This window comes from Bradyrhizobium sp. Crot121 (genome assembly GCF_059512385.1).
The window spans coordinates 37,332-53,645 of record NZ_JCAMOR010000052.1 but is presented as its reverse complement, the minus strand read 5'-3'; the positions used below and the strand labels follow the sequence as shown (position 1 = coordinate 53,645).

Annotated in this window: 11 protein-coding genes; 6 read left to right on the top strand and 5 right to left on the bottom strand. The window is 63.6% G+C overall.

Annotated elements, in window-relative coordinates:
* Positions 1 to 216: 216 nt before the first annotated feature.
* From AC5ZGW_RS32260 to mctP, 4 genes are all read left to right on the top strand, one after another.
* A complete protein-coding gene (locus AC5ZGW_RS32260) occupies positions 217 to 1,491 on the top strand; it encodes a serine hydrolase domain-containing protein (RefSeq protein ID WP_474419166.1) in 1,275 nt (424 codons plus the stop codon).
* Positions 1,488 to 2,708: an acyltransferase family protein gene (locus AC5ZGW_RS32255; protein ID WP_245475134.1), complete on the top strand. Its 1,221-nt coding sequence runs from the start codon at positions 1,488 to 1,490 to the stop codon at positions 2,706 to 2,708. Before AC5ZGW_RS32260 ends, AC5ZGW_RS32255 begins: the two co-directional genes overlap by 4 nt.
* A 267-nt stretch (positions 2,709 to 2,975) precedes the next feature.
* Positions 2,976 to 3,152: a DUF3311 domain-containing protein gene (locus AC5ZGW_RS32250; RefSeq protein WP_028169316.1), complete on the top strand. Its 177-nt coding sequence runs from the start codon at positions 2,976 to 2,978 to the stop codon at positions 3,150 to 3,152.
* Positions 3,153 to 3,167: 15 nt separating this feature from the next.
* On the top strand, positions 3,168 to 4,667 hold the full coding sequence (gene mctP / locus AC5ZGW_RS32245) for a monocarboxylate uptake permease MctP (RefSeq protein ID WP_130230792.1): 1,500 nt from the start codon (positions 3,168 to 3,170) through the stop codon (positions 4,665 to 4,667).
* Here the strand turns inward: mctP and AC5ZGW_RS32240 are convergent.
* Complete coding sequence (locus AC5ZGW_RS32240) at positions 4,629 to 8,111, bottom strand: indolepyruvate ferredoxin oxidoreductase family protein (protein ID WP_130230794.1); 3,483 nt, start codon at positions 8,109 to 8,111, stop codon at positions 4,629 to 4,631. The genes mctP and AC5ZGW_RS32240 overlap by 39 nt on opposite strands.
* A 150-nt stretch (positions 8,112 to 8,261) precedes the next feature.
* Between AC5ZGW_RS32240 and AC5ZGW_RS32235 the strand changes: the two genes are divergently transcribed.
* A complete protein-coding gene (locus AC5ZGW_RS32235; protein ID WP_028169319.1) occupies positions 8,262 to 8,741 on the top strand; it encodes an Lrp/AsnC family transcriptional regulator in 480 nt (159 codons plus the stop codon).
* 95 nt (positions 8,742 to 8,836) lie between these two features.
* Here the strand turns inward: AC5ZGW_RS32235 and AC5ZGW_RS32230 are convergent, their stop codons facing one another.
* The 3 genes from AC5ZGW_RS32230 to AC5ZGW_RS32220 are packed head-to-tail and all read right to left on the bottom strand — an operon-like array spanning position 8,837 to position 12,064.
* Positions 8,837 to 9,616 (bottom strand): fumarylacetoacetate hydrolase family protein, encoded by a 780-nt coding sequence (locus tag AC5ZGW_RS32230; RefSeq protein WP_130226871.1) that lies wholly within the window; start codon positions 9,614 to 9,616, stop codon positions 8,837 to 8,839.
* 12 nt (positions 9,617 to 9,628) lie between these two features.
* Positions 9,629 to 10,996 (bottom strand): LLM class flavin-dependent oxidoreductase, encoded by a 1,368-nt coding sequence (locus AC5ZGW_RS32225; protein WP_130226870.1) that lies wholly within the window; start codon positions 10,994 to 10,996, stop codon positions 9,629 to 9,631.
* 15 nt (positions 10,997 to 11,011) lie between these two features.
* Complete coding sequence (locus tag AC5ZGW_RS32220) at positions 11,012 to 12,064, bottom strand: Ldh family oxidoreductase (protein WP_130226869.1); 1,053 nt, start codon at positions 12,062 to 12,064, stop codon at positions 11,012 to 11,014.
* Positions 12,065 to 12,426: 362 nt separating this feature from the next.
* Here AC5ZGW_RS32220 and AC5ZGW_RS32215 point away from each other — a divergent pair, with 362 nt between their 5' ends.
* Positions 12,427 to 15,990, top strand: coding sequence for a bifunctional diguanylate cyclase/phosphodiesterase (locus AC5ZGW_RS32215; protein WP_130226868.1), 3,564 nt, complete (start codon positions 12,427 to 12,429; stop codon positions 15,988 to 15,990).
* Here AC5ZGW_RS32215 and AC5ZGW_RS32210 read toward each other — a convergent pair.
* The gene (locus AC5ZGW_RS32210; RefSeq protein WP_028168724.1) at positions 15,964 to 16,305 is read right to left on the bottom strand and encodes a hypothetical protein; all 342 of its coding nucleotides are present in this window, start codon (positions 16,303 to 16,305) and stop codon (positions 15,964 to 15,966) included. The two genes, AC5ZGW_RS32215 and AC5ZGW_RS32210, sit on opposite strands and share 27 nt — an antisense overlap.
* Positions 16,306 to 16,314: the final 9 nt, after the last annotated feature.

Below are 16,314 nucleotides of genomic sequence, written 5' to 3'. Positions count from 1 at the left end.
ACCGCCCGCCCTCCAAGCAAGCCGCGCGCAGCGCGCCACCCATAGCGCCGTAGCAAGCGCGGCTTGCTTGGAGGGCAAACCGCGGCCCGTTACCCCATCTACAATTCGTCGGCCTTTTCCTATTCGCCCGCCGATAAATCATCGCTTGTAACGAGGTGATGGCGCGGCGCGCCGCAATCCAATAGATTGCATGAGAATAGGGCAGGAGGGAGCGGCATGTTTGCGCTGAAGCGGGTGTCATTGTGCCGAACCATGACGCCGCTTGCCGTGATGCTCGCCTGCTTGCTCGCGCCGTTGCCGGCCGCGGCGTTCGGGCCGCCACCGAATGCGCCGCTGTCGATGGAAAAGCTCTCGCGTCTCGATGACTTCCTCACCGAGCAAAGCGCGACCGGAAAGATTCCCGGCGCGGCGCTGCTGATCCAGCGGCATGGCAAGCCGATCTATTTCAAATGCTTCGGCAAGCGCGACGTCGAAGCGAACATCGATATGACTGCGGATACGATCTTTCCACTGCATTCGGTGACGAAGACGGTCACCAGCGTGGCGGCGATGATCCTGATCGACCGCGGCAAGATCGCGCTCGACGATCCCGTCAGCAAATACATCCCTTCCTTTGCCAACATGAAGGTCGGCGTCGAGCGCAAGGACGAGTCGGGTCGCCCGGTGCTCGATCTGGTGCCGCTGATCCGTCCGGTCACGATCGAGGATCTGTTGCTGCACACGTCGGGCATCACCTACGGCTTCTATGGCGCGGGGCTGGTGAAGGCGGCCTATGACGGCATCTATCTCGGCGACTTCGACAATGCCGAATTCGCGGAGCGGATCGCGAAGCTGCCGCTTGCCGAGCAGCCGCGCACATTATGGGACTACGGCCATTCGATCGATGTGCTCGGCCGCGTCATCGAGGTCGCATCGGGACAATCGCTCTATGAGTTCGAGAAGACGGCGCTGTTCGAGCCGCTCGGCATGACCACGACCAAATATTTCCTGACCGACCCGGCGGAGCGCGCCCGCTATGCGCGGCGGCTGCGCAGTGACGAGCGCATCGAGCGCAATCCGCTCGACGTCACGCGCTGGGAGTCCGGTGGCGGCGGCCTGGTATCGACGGTCGCCGACATGGCGCGTTACGGCGAGATGCTGCTCAATGGCGGCACGCTGGATGGCAAGACCATTCTCGGCCCGAAAACCTTCAAGGCGATGATGACTGACCATATCGGGCCGGGATCGGGCGTCGCCCGCAACTATTTCTACTATCCGGGCGACGGCTTCGGCTTCGGCTACGGGTTCGGGATCCGCACCGATGCCGGCAATGCCGTGCCGCCTCCGCCGGGCTCGCCCGGCGAGATCAAGTGGGACGGCGCTTCGGGGGCGTATATCGTCGTTGACCCGGCCCAGGACATGTTCTTCGTGCTGCTCTTGAACGCGCCCTCCGGGCGATGGCACGTCGAGGTCAACGTCAAGAAGATCGTTTACGATGCGTTCGAAAAGTGATCGAACAGAAGCCTGATCCGAAACGGCCCCCGATGCTGCGCAAGACCGACGGAACCGATCAAGGCGCAATCGCGACGACCCGCATCGTTGCGCTCGACCGCGCGCGCACCTTCATCATCCTATTGGTGCTGGTCCATCATTCGGTGGTGAACTACACTCATTTCGGCAGCGGCGACAAAGCGCGCTGGCTCGGCTTCGACCTTGTCGTGTTGTTCAACGACAGCTTCTTCATGGCCTGCATGTTCATGATCTCGGGCCTGTTCGTGCACGACAGCCTGACGCGCCGGGGAGGGGCGAATTTCATTGCCAGCCGCGCCTGGCGGCTCGGCATTCCCTATCTGGTGTCGATCTTCGTGCTGATGCCGGTGGCCTACTATCCGACCTTCCTGCGCTATCATCTGCCTGGCACGACCGATTTCAACTTCTTCCATTTCTGGTGGCACACGCTCACCATCGGGCCATGGCCGTCGGGACCGGCCTGGTTCCTGTGGGTGCTGCTCGCGCTCAATATTCTGACCGTCATCGTGTGGTCGGTCGGGCCGCGGCTGCTCAAGGGCTTGGGCCAGGTGATCTTCTTGACGCGCAACCGGCCGATGACGGCGTTCGCGGCATTCCTGGTGGTCTCGCTTGTTTCCTACGTGCCGATGCGCCTCATCTTTGGTGATGCGAGTTGGCTCGAGCCGGGCGGTTATCCGCTGCCGATCCAGACCAGCCGCATCTTGCTTTATGCCGCCTATTTCTTCACCGGCGTCGGCATCGGCGTGGTCAGCCTGCGCACGGGCATTTTCGCGGAGAACGGCGAAGTGGCAAATCGCTGGTTGCTGTGGCTTGGCTACGCGCTCGCGTTCTACGGCGCGATCCTGTTCCTGGTCTACGCTCACCACAACTGGATCGATTTCAACAATCCGCCGACGTGGTGGGAAGTGGCTTACGCGTTTGCCTTCGCGCTGTTCAGCGCGGCGATGGCGTTCGCGCTGCCGGCAACCTTCCTGCGTTTCGCGAGGGCCAAACTGCCCCTGTTAGATGCCATGCAGCCTTCGGCCTATGGCATCTATCTCCTGCACTACATCTTCATCATCTACCTGCAGTACCTGGTCTACGACCGTGCCTGGCCAGCCGGCCTGAAGGCAGCCATCGTGTTCGCCGGCACACTTGCGGCGAGCTGGGCGCTAACAGTGGCGCTGCGCAGGATTCCGCTCGTTGCGCGGGTGATCTAGTCTCGTAGCGTAGCCTGGGTGGAGCGGAACGCGGAACCCGGGACACCTGCACCAGCGTTTACGAGTTTCCCCGGGTTACGCCGACGCTCCATCCGGGCTACGAGGCCGTTTTCTACGAGGTTGTTTTCCCAAGCCCTGAGATGAAGCCCACTCGCGCAACGCAGCAATGCCGAAATGTGCTTGGTTCAGCAACGATCCACTGATTAGAGCGTTTCCAGTCACGAGCCGGTGCGAGATCGCCGGCGAGCCTGGAGATAGAGTCCCGCGATGTGGATCTTGTTGCTACTGCCGTTCGTCGGCCTGTTGTGGGTGCCATTTTATAATTTCCTGGAACCGTCGCTGTTCGGCTTCCCCTTCTTCTATTGGTATCAACTCGCCTGGGTGCCGATCACTTCATTCTTGATCTGGCTGGTCTATCGCAGCCGCAAGCCTGACGAAGCCTGAAGGAAGGTGCACGTCATGGCTGATCAGATCGAATGGATTCCGCTTTCCGTCTTTGTTTTCTTCTTTGCGCTCGTCACCGTCATGGGCTTCATGGCGGCGCGCTGGAAATCCGGCGCCGTCAGCGAGCATCTCGATGAATGGGGCCTGGGTGGCCGCCAATTTGGCACCTGGGTCACCTGGTTCCTCGTCGGCGGCGACTTCTACACCGCCTACACCATCATCGCCGTGCCCGCGCTGGTCTATGCGGTCGGCGCTTACGGCTTCTTCGCGCTGCCTTACACCATCATCGTCTATCCCTTCGTGTTCGCGGTGATGCCTCTACTCTGGAAAGTGGCGCATTCGAAAGGCTACGTCACCGCTGCTGACGTCGTGCACGGCACCCATGACTTGCGGGCGCTCGAATTCGTGGTCGCGCTCACCGGCATCGTCGCGACGATGCCCTATATCGCGCTGCAATTGATCGGCATGGGCGTCGTGATCAAGGCGATGGGGCTGAGCGGCGAACTGCCGCTCGTCGCGGCCTTCGTCATCCTTGCGCTCTATACCTATAGTTCCGGCCTGCGCGCGCCGGCGCTGATCGCCTTCGTCAAGGACATCATGATCTATATCGTTGTGCTGGTGGCGGTCGTGGTGGTGCCGGCGAAGCTCGGCGGTTATGGCGCAGTGTTCGCCGCCGCGAACGATGCCTTCATGGCGAAGGGCGGCGACACCGGCCTGATCCTGAAACCGTCGCAGATGCTGGCCTATGCGACGCTCGCGCTCGGCTCGGCGCTTGCGGCCTTCATGTATCCGCACACGCTGACCGGCGTCTTTGCTTCCAAATCTGCCGACACGATCCGCAAGAATGCGATCCTGCTGCCGGCCTATACGCTGCTGCTCGGCTTGATCGCGCTGCTCGGCTACATGGCCCATGCCGCGCACATTCAGGTGTCCTCGCCGAACGACGTCGTGCCGATGCTGTTCAAGGCGCTGTTTCCATCCTGGTTTGCGGGCTTCGCCTTCTCGGCGATCGCGATCGGCGCGCTGGTGCCGGCGGCGGTGATGAGCATCGGCGCCGCCAACCTGTTCACGCGCAATATCTGGAAGTCCTACGTCAATCCAGATATCACCCATGCCGGCGAAGCGTCGGTGGCGAAGATCGCTTCGCTGGTGGTGAAGGTCGGCGCATTGGCCTTCATCCTGTTCCTGCCGACGCAATATGCGCTCGACCTGCAACTGCTCGGCGGCCTCTGGATCATGCAGATCCTGCCGGCGCTGGTGTTCAGCCTGTTTACGCGCTGGTTCCGTGCCGAGGGGTTGCTGCTCGGCTGGGCGGCCGGCATCGGCTGGGGATCATGGACGGCGTGGAGCAATGGGCTGAAGCCGCTGGCGACGATCAATTTTGGCGGCGACAGCTACACCTTCTATGTCGGGCTCGGCGCGCTGATCCTCAACATCGCCGTTGCGGCGATCGCCACCGTGATCGTGAGCTGGCTGTCACGGGCGGCTCAACGCGGCGCCCCGGCGCGATCCTGACGCAGCTTCGTTCGGCGCAGCTTGTGCGAGCTGCGCCGACAGGCCCGCGACCTCCGCCTTCACTTTGGCGATCGCCGCGTCCTTCACCGGGCCGTAGCCGCGGATGTCCATCGGCGCTCGGGCAATCGCGAGGATGTCGGGCATGCGCCGGGCATCGATCCGGCCGAGCAGGGCATCGATCTGTTCCTCATACCAGGCGATAAGGTCGCGCTCAGCGCGGCGCTCGGCGGTGTAGCCGAAGACGTCGAACGGTGTGCCCCGCAGCCTCTTCAGGCACGCAAGAATCTTCAGCGGCGTCCCGATCCATGGGCCGAAGCTGCGTTTGCGCGGCCGACCGCGCGCGTCCTCCTTCGCCGGCAGGAACGGCGGCGCCAGATGATATCTCACCGAGAAATCGCCTTCGAACTGCTGGCGCAGCTCGTCGAGGAAGCCGGTCTCCATGTGAAGCCGCGCCACCTCATATTCGTCCTTGTACGCCATCAGCTTGAACAGAGCGCGCGCGACCGCGTCCGTCAGCGCCTCGGTTCCGAGCGAAGCCTCGGCATCCTGCACCCGCTTCACCGTTTTCCGATAGCGCGCAGCATAGGCTACGTCCTGGTAGGCCGTCAGAAAATCGGCGCGGCGCGCGATCACCTGATCGAGCGTTTCCGCTTCGATCGTTCTCGCGCTATCCGCGTCGGGCAGAAAGTCCGGATCGACGCTGGCGATGCGTCCCAAGGCAAAGGCCTGCTTGTTGCGCTCGATGGCGACGCCGTTGAGCTCGATCGCACGGAGCAGCGCGTTCAGCGAGACCGGGACGAGGCCCTGCTGCCAGGCGAAGCCAAGCATGATGATGTTGGCATAGACGGTGTCGCCGAGCAGCCGCTCGGCCAGCGCATTCGCGTCGATCGTGCTGAGATGACCGCTGCCGATCACGTTCTCGATGGCGCGCAGGCGGGTTGATGCGGCAAGGTCCGCATCTCGGAAGCGCACGACGTCGCCGGTCGGCATCTCCGCACCGTTGAGCGCGGCGCGCATGCCCTTCCGATAGGTGCCCGATGCCTTGGCGGAGGAGCTGACGACGACATCGCAGCCGATCAGCGCGTCGGCCGCGCCCTGGTCGATGCGGACCTGGTGCAGTTCGTCCGGCTGAGCGGCGATACGGATATAGCTCAAAACCGGGCCGAACTTTTGCGCAAAGCCGGTGAAATCGAGCACCGAGACGCCGCGGCGCTCGAGATGCGCGGCCATGCTGATCAGCGCGCCGACCGTGATGACGCCGGTGCCGCCGACGCCAGTCACCAGGAGATCATAGGGGCGATCGAGTGGTGCGAGCACCGGCAGCGGCAGCATGGCCGCGCGCGCCTGCGGATCGATGCTGCTTTCCGGCTTCGCGCGGCGCCTGGCGCCCTCGATAGTGACAAAGCTCGGGCAGAAGCCGTTGAGGCAGGAGAAATCCTTATTGCAGGTCGAGAGATTGATGCGGCGCTTGCGGCCGAACGGCGTCTCCTTCGGCTCGACGCTGAGGCAGTTCGATTCCACCGAACAGTCGCCGCAGCCTTCGCAGACCAGGTCGTTGATATAGGCAAAGCGCGGCGGCTCTTCGATCTGGCCGCGCTTGCGGCGGCGGCGTTTTTCGGTGGCGCAGGTCTGCTGGTAGATCAGCACGGAGACGCCGGGAATGTCGCGCAGCTCGCGCTGCACGCCATCCATCTCCTCGCGCGGATGGATGGTGACGCCGATGGGGAAGTCGGCGGGCGCGAACTGCGAGGGCTCGTCCGAGACCAGTGCGATCCGCGCCACGCCTTCGGCGCGGACGCTGTGTGCGATAGCATGCACGCTCACAGGCCCGTCGACCGGTTGGCCGCCGGTCATGGCCACGGCGTCGTTGAACAGGATCTTGTAGGTGATGTTGGCGCCGGCTGCGATGGCTTGGCGGATCGCCATCGATCCGGAGTGATAATAGGTGCCTTCGCCGAGATTCTGGAAGATGTGCTTGTGGTTAGTGAACCGCGACGATGCCGCCCAGTTGACGCCTTCGCCGCCCATCTGGATCAAGGACGAGGTCTCGCGGTCCATCCAGCTCGCCATGAAATGACAGCCGATGCCGGCGAGCGCCTTCGATCCCTCCGGCACTTTGGTCGAGGTGTTGTGCGGGCAGCCGGAGCAGAAATAGGGTGTGCGGGTCGCGCCCGCGATCGTGATCACGCGCTGTGCGTCAGGGGTGAGTGCGGCGGCGCGCTTCGCAAGATCGAGGCCGGGGAAGATCGGGTCGAGGCGCCGCGCCAGCACCTCGGCGAGCGCGCGCGGCGACAATTCGCCGATCCATGAGATCAGCCGTGCGCCGGTCTCGTCGTGCTTGCCGACCATCCGCTCCGGCTTCGAGCCCGGATAGTCGTAGAAATATTCCTTGAACTGGCTCTCGATGATGCCGCGCTTTTCCTCCACCACCAGGATCTCGCGCTTGCCCTTCACGAACTCCATCGCGTCGTGCAGCGCGAGCGGCCAGACCATGCCGACCTTGTAGATGTCGATGCCAAGGCGGCGGCAGGCAGCCTCATCGAGGCCAATCAGCCGCAGCGCTTCCATCAGGTCCAGATGCGCCTTGCCGGTCGTGACGATGCCATAGGTCGCGTGCGGGATGTCGTAGATGTGGCGGTCGATCGGGTTGGCTTTTGCAAAGGCGTAGACCGCGTGCTTCTTCGCTTCCAATCGCTCCTCGATCTGCGGTCCGGGAAGATCGGGCCAGCGATAGTGCAAGCTGCCGGGCGGCGGCGTGAAATCGGGGACGTGAAAAACGCGTGGCGGGCGCAGCGCGACGGAGGCGCCGGATTCGACGATCTCCGAGATCGCCTTGAAGCCGACCCACATGCCGGAGAAGCGGCTGAGCGCGTAGCCGTATTCGCCGAATTCGAGATATTCGGCGACGCTGGCCGGATGCAGCGTCGGCATGAACCAGCTCATGAAGGCGACGTCGGACTGGTGCGGCATCGAGGAGGAAACGCAGCCATGATCGTCGCCCGCGACAACAAGCACGCCGCCATGCGGTGACGAGCCATAGGCGTTGCCATGCTTGAGCGCATCGCCGGAACGGTCGACGCCCGGGCCCTTGCCATACCAGAGGCCGAACACGCCCTGCACGGTGCGATCGGGTTGGGTCTCGACTTGTTGCGAGCCGAGCACTGCGGTTGCCGCGAGGTCCTCGTTGACCGCGGGCAGGAATTCGATGCGCTCCGCCTTGAGACGATTGGCGATGCGCCAGAGTTCGAGATCGACGCCGCCGAGGGGCGAGCCACGATAGCCGGAGATGAAGCCGGCGGTGTTCAGCCCCGCCGCGCGATCGCGTCTGGCCTGGTCGAGCACGATACGGACGATGGCCTGCGTGCCCGTGAGGAAGACGCGGCCGTCATCGCGTTCATAGCGGTCGGAAAGCTGGTAGGTGTCGAGGGAGGGAATGGCATCCATGGCCGGCCTCGCATCGGATTGGAGTCGGTTGACGGTAGTCCCCTCCCTTCGGCAAGTGTTACCAATTCATCCCTGCGATACGCCGTAAATCGGTAGGCTTTTGTAAGAAGTCGTGTTTCTTGGTAGAATCTACCAAACGGAGATGCCCTCATGGTCGAAGAGCAGGACGAACGCATCCTCACGGAACTGCAGAAGAACGGGCGCGCGACCAACCAGGAACTTGCCGAGGCGGTCGGCATGTCGACCTCGGCCTGCTGGCGGCGCGTGCGCGGGCTGGAGGAATCCGGCGTGATATCGGGCTATTCGGCGCTGGTGGAACGTGAGCGTGCCGGCTTTGCAACGTCGGCGATCCTTCATGTTTCGCTGGAGCGGCATGATGCGAAATTCGTCGACGAGTTCGTGGCGCGGGTGAAACGGCGCAGCGAAGTCCTGGAATGTTTCGCGACCACGGGAGACGCCGACTATCATCTGCGTGTCGTGGTGCGCGACATGCACGCGTATAATCAGTTCCTGGACGAATTCATGTTCCGCGTGCCCGGCATCCGCTACGTCCGCACCAACATGATCCTGAAGGAGATCAAGACCGGCGTCGCCCTGCCGTTCGATACCAGGCGGCCGCGGAAGGATTGAGACGTAGGGTGGGCAAAGCGAAGCGTGCCCACCTTCGAGCACTCCGCTCGTGATGGTGGGCACGCTTCGCTTTGCCCACCCTACAAACCTTATCGCTACTCCCTCACGAACCGGTTACGCAGGGTGCCGATGCCGGTGATGTCGATCTCGACCACGTCACCCGCTTTCAGGTCCGGCGAGGCGCCGTCGGTGCCCATCCAGATCACGTCGCCGGGCCAAAGCGTGAAATACTTCGTCAGTTCGACGATGAAGGGGACGATGCCGAAAATCATATCGTTGGTGCGAAAGCGGTTGGTCTCCGTGCCGTTGACCCGCACCACCGTCTCCATCTTGTCGAGATCGACATCGGTCTCGATCCATGGACCCATCGGCTTGAAGGTATCGGCGTTCTTGGAGCGCCAGAGGCCGCGGTCGGCCTTCTGCCAACTGCGCTCGCTGACGTCATTGCCGATGGCGTAGCCGAACACGCAGGACATCGCGTTCGCCGCATCGAGGTGTTTTGCCTTCTTGCCGATGACGACCACGAGCTCACCTTCGTAGTGAATCTTTTCCGTTCCGGTCGCCGGGATCACCACGTCCTCATCGTGGGCGATCAGGGCGTTCTGGGCGCGGTAGCCGATTTCGGGCCGGTCGGGCACGGCGGGGATTTCGCCGCGCTTATCGGCGGCCTCCTTCAGGTGCTTCAGATAATTGAGCCCGACGCAATAGAAGGTGCGCGGGATCAGCGGCAGCTCGATCTTTACGTCTCGGAGCGCATGCGTCTCCGCGGTACGCCGCCATTCGCCGAAGGGATCGCCGTCCACTGAGACGACCTTTTCACCCTCGACGAGACCCCAGGAGGTCTTCTCTTGGGCGGTGAATTTAAGCCAGCGCATCGATCTGCTCTCTCATTCCGCCGCAACCTGCGGCGAGATTTTCCAGGCTCCGGCCGCGGGACGGGGCAGGCCGAGATTCTCGCGCAGCGTCTTGCCGGTATAGTCACGGTGGAATAGCCCGCGGCGTTGCAATTCCGGCACGACATGGCGAACGAAATCAGCGTAGGAACCGGGCACATAGCTGGCCGCAGTGACAAATCCATCGCAGCCGCGCCCGACGAACATCTCCTCCAGCCGATCGGCGATGTCCTTCGGCCCGCCGACGATCGCATCCTTCACCAGGCCGCGGCCGGAGAAGGTGATGAAGTCGCGCGTGGTTGGATTGGTCTTGCCGGAGGTTTTCAGCACGCCGTCGCGGATGCCGAGCATGCCTTGCATGCCCTGCAGTTCCTCCGTCGTCAGCGGCTCGTCGATGCCCTTGGCGCCGAAGTCGAAGTTCAGTCCCTCGGCGAGCAGGGACAGCGCGTCGATCTCCAGCGGCAGCTTCTGGATCAGCGCCATCCGGTCTTCCGCCTCGGCCTTGGTCGCGCCGCACACCGGCGTGATCAGATTGCAGAGGAACATCTGGTCGGGATCGCGACCGGCCTTTGCCGCCTCATCGCGGATCGCCTCATAGCCTTGCCTTGCGCTGGCAAGATTGCGCGCGGCGGTGAAGATCACCTCGCCCCATCGCCCCGCAAAACGCTGGCCGCGGCCGGAAGCGCCGGCCTGGATAATGACGGGATGACCCTGCGGCGAACGCGGCACCGTGAAGGGTCCGCGCGACTTGAAGAACTTTCCGTCGTGATCGAGCCGCTTCACCTTGGTCGGATCGGCGAAACGGCCGCTCTTCTTGTCGACGATGAGTGCGCCGTCCTCCCAGGAATCCCAATGGCCGAGCACGACCTCCATGAATTCGTCGGCGCGGTCGTAGCGCAAATCGTGTTCGAGATGGTGCTCGCGGCCCATGTTGAGGGCTTCGCCGTCATTGACCGAAGTCACCACATTCCAACCGGCACGGCCGCCGGTCATGAGGTCGAGGGTGGCGAAGCGGCGCGCGACGTCGAACGGCTCGTAGTAAGTGGTCGAACAGGTCGAGGCGAGGCCGAGTTTCTCGGTGACCATGCCCATCGTGGTCAGCACGATCACCGGGTCCATCTTCACGCAGCGGATGCCGTATTCGACGGTGTGGGCGTGATCGTTGCCATAGCGGTCCGGCATCGCCAGGCGGTCGTCGAAGAACGCCATGTGGAATTTGCCAGCCTCGAGGATCCGCGCGATCTCCTGGTAGTAATCCGCCGACATCGAATCGTCGCGCGATTGCGGATGGCGCCAGGAGCCCGGCAGATTGGTGCAGTTCTGCGCCTGCAGGAAACCGACCAGTGCCATTTGCCGTGTCATGCCGCTGTCCCCCTCTCACGCCAGATCGAGTTGTTTTGTCAGCCCGTACTCGCCGGCGAGCGCGCGCAGCTTGTCCCAGGTCGCTTCCTCGATCTCGATGCCGTTCTTCCGCCGCTCCTGTTCGCGCAGAAATTCGACCTCGCCGGGATAGAACACGCCCGGACTTCCGTCCGAGGGCGGCGTCGATTTCAGGTAGCGGGCGAACTCGGCCACCTCGCGCTTGAAATCCTGCAACGGACGGAAGGCGGCGACATTGAACACCGCCATGAAGCATCCGTCATTGTGGCGTCCGGTCGGCTCGACGCCGAATCCAAGCCCGGTGAGCAGGCCGCACAGGACTTCCACCATGGCCGCCAAGCCAGAGCCCTTATAGCCCTCGCTGCCACCAAGCGGCAGCAGCGCGCCGCCCTTGCGATAGTCCGTCGGGTCGGTGGTGTGGCGGCCTTCGGCGTCGATGATCCATCCGGTCGGAATCCGCTCGCCGCGTGCGACCGCGAGCTGGATCTTGCCCGCGGCGACCGCCGAGGTTGCCATGTCCAGATAGAACGGCGCCTCGAGCTCGGACGGCACCGCGATTGAGATCGGGTTGGTGCCGAGCCGCGCCTCGCGGCCGCCGAATGGCGCGACGTGTTTTGGCGAGCGGCCGGAATCGGCGGTGGCGATGCCGATCATGCCTTCGCGCATCGCCATCATGGGATAGTGCGCAAGCCGCCCGACATGGCTCTGTCGGAACACGGTACAGGCGGCGACATTGGCGGTCTTCGCCTTGGCAATCGTCAATTCCATCGCCTTGGCATTGACGTGGAAGCCGAAGCCCCAATGGCCGTCGATCACGGTCGTGGTCGGCGATTCCTGGACGATGGTCCATTTCGCGCCGGGCACGATATGGCCGGCCTTGATGCGGTCGATATAGGTCGCGACCGCGATGATCCCGTGCGAGTCATGTCCGGCGAGGTTGGCGTTGACGCAGCCGATCGCGACCGCCTGGGCTTCCTCCTCCAAGGCGCCGGCGCCGCGCAGCAGCGCCGCACCGATGCGGGTGAGACGATCGGCGTGGACGATCGGCATGGGGTTTCCTCGTATCGACGCCCGCGTCACGCGGCGGGTCTTGCTTGTTTGTGGTTCGCCATGGTCTCAAAGCCGTGGCCGGCGAGCAAGGCCAGAATGTCCGGTCCGCCATGACGCCGGCGCGGCTTTTCAGGGCGGCGGATCTCATGGCAGGGAACCAGTGCCTCGCGGGTATTGCGTCGCACTCGCGGGCGGAGGAAATCGTCAACAAACCGGCAATTTTGCGGGGGTTCTATCCGACTTTGTTCGTCACACATTTACTTTGACTCGCAACTTATAGCTGTTCCTAACGTCCACTTAGGTCTCTGCTCCGCATAAAATCCCGCGGGGCCGGCCGAGACCGGCCGCAGGGAGTTGATCGCTTGGAGCAGACCATCAGGGGTACCTTCGCGGCGTTGAACGCCAGCAACGAAGCGATCCTGTACGCCAAATCGCCGGAGGAGCTGTACGCCAAGGTCTGCGAGGCCGCGTTTTCAAGCGGTGACTTCCTGGCGACGGCGGTCTTCCTGCTGGATGCCGAGACCAGCCTGCTGCGCTTTGCGGTCGGGTTCGGCGACGATGTCGTGCGGCTGCGCGGCATCAACATCTCGATCATTGCGAATACGCCTGAGGGCGAGGGGGTGTGCGGACAGGCGTTTCGGGACCAGAAGGCCTGCGTCAGCAATGACTATCTGAATGACCCGCGCTCGCTCGCCTGGCGTGCGGGCGCTCGCGATAGCGAGGTCACCGCGGCGGCGGCAATGCCGTTGATCTGCAATGGCCGCAGCGTCGGCGTTTTCCTCGTCACCCGGCGCGAGGTCGGCTCGCTCGACAACGAGCTCGTGTCGCTGCTGGCGCGCATGGCTGCGAATGTTTCGTTTGCGCTGGATAATTTCGAACATGAGCGCATGCGCAAGAGCAGCGAGCGGGCGATGCGCCGCCTGAACCAGATGTTCGGCGCCATCAGCGCGACCAACGAAGCGATCCTTCGCGCCAAGACCGAGCACGACCTCTATCAGCGTGTCTGCGATGCCGCCGTTCATAGCGGGAAATCAGTCGCCGCCGTGGTCCTGCTCGCCGAGCCTGACAACCATTGGCTCGAGCCGGTCGCCGGCACCGGCGACGCGATCGACCTGATCACGCAAACGCGCTTCTCGATCGATCCGGACAATATCTACGGCAAGGGCGTCTGCGGGCAGGCGTTCCGGACGCAGCGGCCGTGCATCAACAACGATATCCCGAAATCGGACGGTCCGTGGCGACAGGTGGGACACGAGGCTGGCGTCATGGCCTGCATCGCGGTCCCCGTGACCAAGTTCGGCAAGAGCATCGGCGTCTTGTTGTTCTTCGTCGGCAGGTCGTTGGCGACGGACGAAGAGATCGTCGCCCTGATGGCGCGGATCGCCGAGAACGTATCGGTGGCGCTCGAAAATTTCGAACGCGCCAACGAAAAGGCCAGGGCCGACCGGCAGAAGGACCGGTTGTCGCGAATGTTCGCGGCGTTGAGCGCGACCAACGAAGCGATCATGCGGGCGAAGTCACGAGAGGAGATGTTCAAGCTGGTGTGCCAGGCGGCCGGCAAGGGCGCTAGGTTCAACTCGACCAGCATCTTCCTGGTCGCGCCCGGCAGCGACTATCTCGAGATGGCGGCGACCGCAGGACCGACGTCCGAGAACGCCCGCAATCTCAAGGTATCGATCGACGAGGCCGTTCCGGAGGGACGCGGGCTTTGCGGGACGGCATTCCGTTCCAGGCAGGCCAGCATCAACAACAACTTCCTGAAGGACATCGCGGACAGTGCGTTCCGGGACATCATCGAACGCGAGGGGGCGCGATCGGGCGCGGCGTTCCCGTTGTTCGTCGACGGTGAGCCGGTCGGCGTGATGCTCTTCATCGCGTCCGAGCACGACACCTTTACCGCCGAGTTCGCCGAACTGCTGCAGCGGCTGGCCGACAACGTGTCGTTCGCGCTCGGCAGCTTTGAGCGCGCGGACGAGAAGGCGAGGACCGAGGAGCAGAAGGAGCGGCTGACGCGGATGTTCGGGGCGCTCAGCGCCACCAATGAAGCGATCATGCGGGCGAAGTCGCGGACCGAGCTGTTCCACCTGGTCTGCGAGGCCGCCGTCGTCGGCGGCAATTTCACCTCTACCGCGATCGCGCTGGAGCGGCCAGGCGACGATTACCTGGAAAACGTCGCTTCGGCCGGTCCGGACGGCGAGCGCGCGTTCAACGTGCGCCTGTCCATCAATGCATCGCATCCGGAAGGGCGGAGCCTCACCGGCATCGCATTCCGCACCCGGAAACCCTGCATCAGCAACGACTATCTCGGCGACTTCGGCGATTCGAGCCCATTCTATCAGGTCCTGCGCGACGCTGGCACCCGCTCTGGCGCCGCATTTCCGTTATTGAAGAACGGCAAGCCGATCGCCGCCATCATCTTCCTCTCCTGCGAGATCGGCGCCTTCAGCCCCGAGTTGATCGGGCTGTTGCGACGTCTCGCCGAAAACGTCTCGTTCGCGCTGGAAAATTTCGACCGCGCCGACGAGAAGGCAAGGGCCGACGAACGGATCGAATATCTCGCCTCGCATGACGGCCTGACGCGCTTGCCCAACCGGGAAACCTTCAACGAATTGCTTCGTCACGCGATCGAGGTGGCCGGCCGCCACCAGCGTCAGTTCGCGCTGCTGTTCATCGATCTCGACCGTTTCAAGGTCATCAACGATTCGCTTGGCCACGACGCCGGCGACCTGCTGCTCGTCAAGATCGCCGACCGGTTGCGCGGGACCTTGCGTTCGAGCGACGTCATCGCCCGCCTCGGCGGCGATGAATTCGTCGTCATCCTGGAAGAAACCGACCGTGGCGACGTCGAAACGATCGCCGAGAGCCTGTTGTCGGCGCTCAGCCAGCCGCTGCAACTGAGCGGCCACGAATGCCAGACCACGGCCTCGATCGGCGTTGCGATGTATCCTGCTGATGGCTTAGATGCCAAGACGCTGACCAAGAACGCCGACATGGCGATGTATCTCGCCAAGGAGGACGGCAAGAACGGCTTCCGCTTCTACTCCAGGGAAATCAAGGCGCAGTCGATTGAGCGGCTGACGCTCGAGAATGCCCTGCGCCGCGCGCTGGAGCGCGATCAGTTCTCGCTCTTCTACCAGCCGAAGATCGACATCGCGAGCGGCCAGATCACTGGCGTCGAAGCGCTCTTGCGCTGGACCCATCCCGATCTCGGGCAGGTCGCGCCGGCCCAGTTCATTCCGCTCGCGGAGGAGATCGGGCTGATCGTGCCGATCGGGCGCTGGGTGCTGAAGGAGGCCTGCGCGCAGAACATGGCCTGGCAGCGCCGCGGCTTGCGGCCGGTGACGATGGCGGTCAACCTCTCGCCGCGGCAGTTCGGCGACGAGAATCTCCTGCACGACATCGATGGCGCGCTGATTTCAAGCGGCATGTCGCCGGCGTTGCTGCAGCTCGAGGTCACCGAAAGCATGGTGATGCGCAACGTGCACCGGGCGATCCGGGTGCTGGATGCGATCCAGAGCCGCGGCATTCGCCTCGCGATCGACGATTTCGGCACCGGTTATTCGTCGATGTCGCTGATGAAGCAGTTTCCGATCGACACCATCAAGATCGACCGCTCCTTCGTGCGCGACCTCGCCCGCGACAGCGAGGACCAGGCGATCGCGCAGGCCATCATCAGCATGGGCAAGGCGCTCGGCATGACCGTGATCGCCGAGGGCGTGGAGACGGCCGAGCAGGAGCGCTTCCTGCGCGACCATGGCTGCGACGAGATGCAGGGCTTTCGGCTCAGCAAGCCGCTGCCGCCGCGCGAGCTCGCCGAGTTGTTGCGCTCGGCGCCGGCGCTTATCTCTCCGCCACTGCAGCCGGAGGAAGATGCCGCGGACGATCAGGCAGCGTCGGATTTAGGGCGGAAACGCGCTGTCATCTGACGGCTGCACATGCAGCTCGCGTACATCCGAATCGGTCGACTTCACCTTGCGCGAGAAATCATAAGGCCACGGCAGATAAGTCTGGCCGGCGAGCGATTTGAGCAGGATGGCGGCGCCTGCTGCATAAGTCGCGCCCTTGGCAAGGCGCAATCGGACACTCCAGTCGGTCGGCAATTCGACCACGGATTCGCGCAGTTCGAATGCCGGGCCCCACCACCAGGCCGGCGCCGGCGGCCGTTCACTTTCCGGAATGGCGCGCCAGCGTCCGTATTCGTCGACGATGCGCTCGAATTGCAGTTTCGCGGCTGGATGCATCGGGGGCTC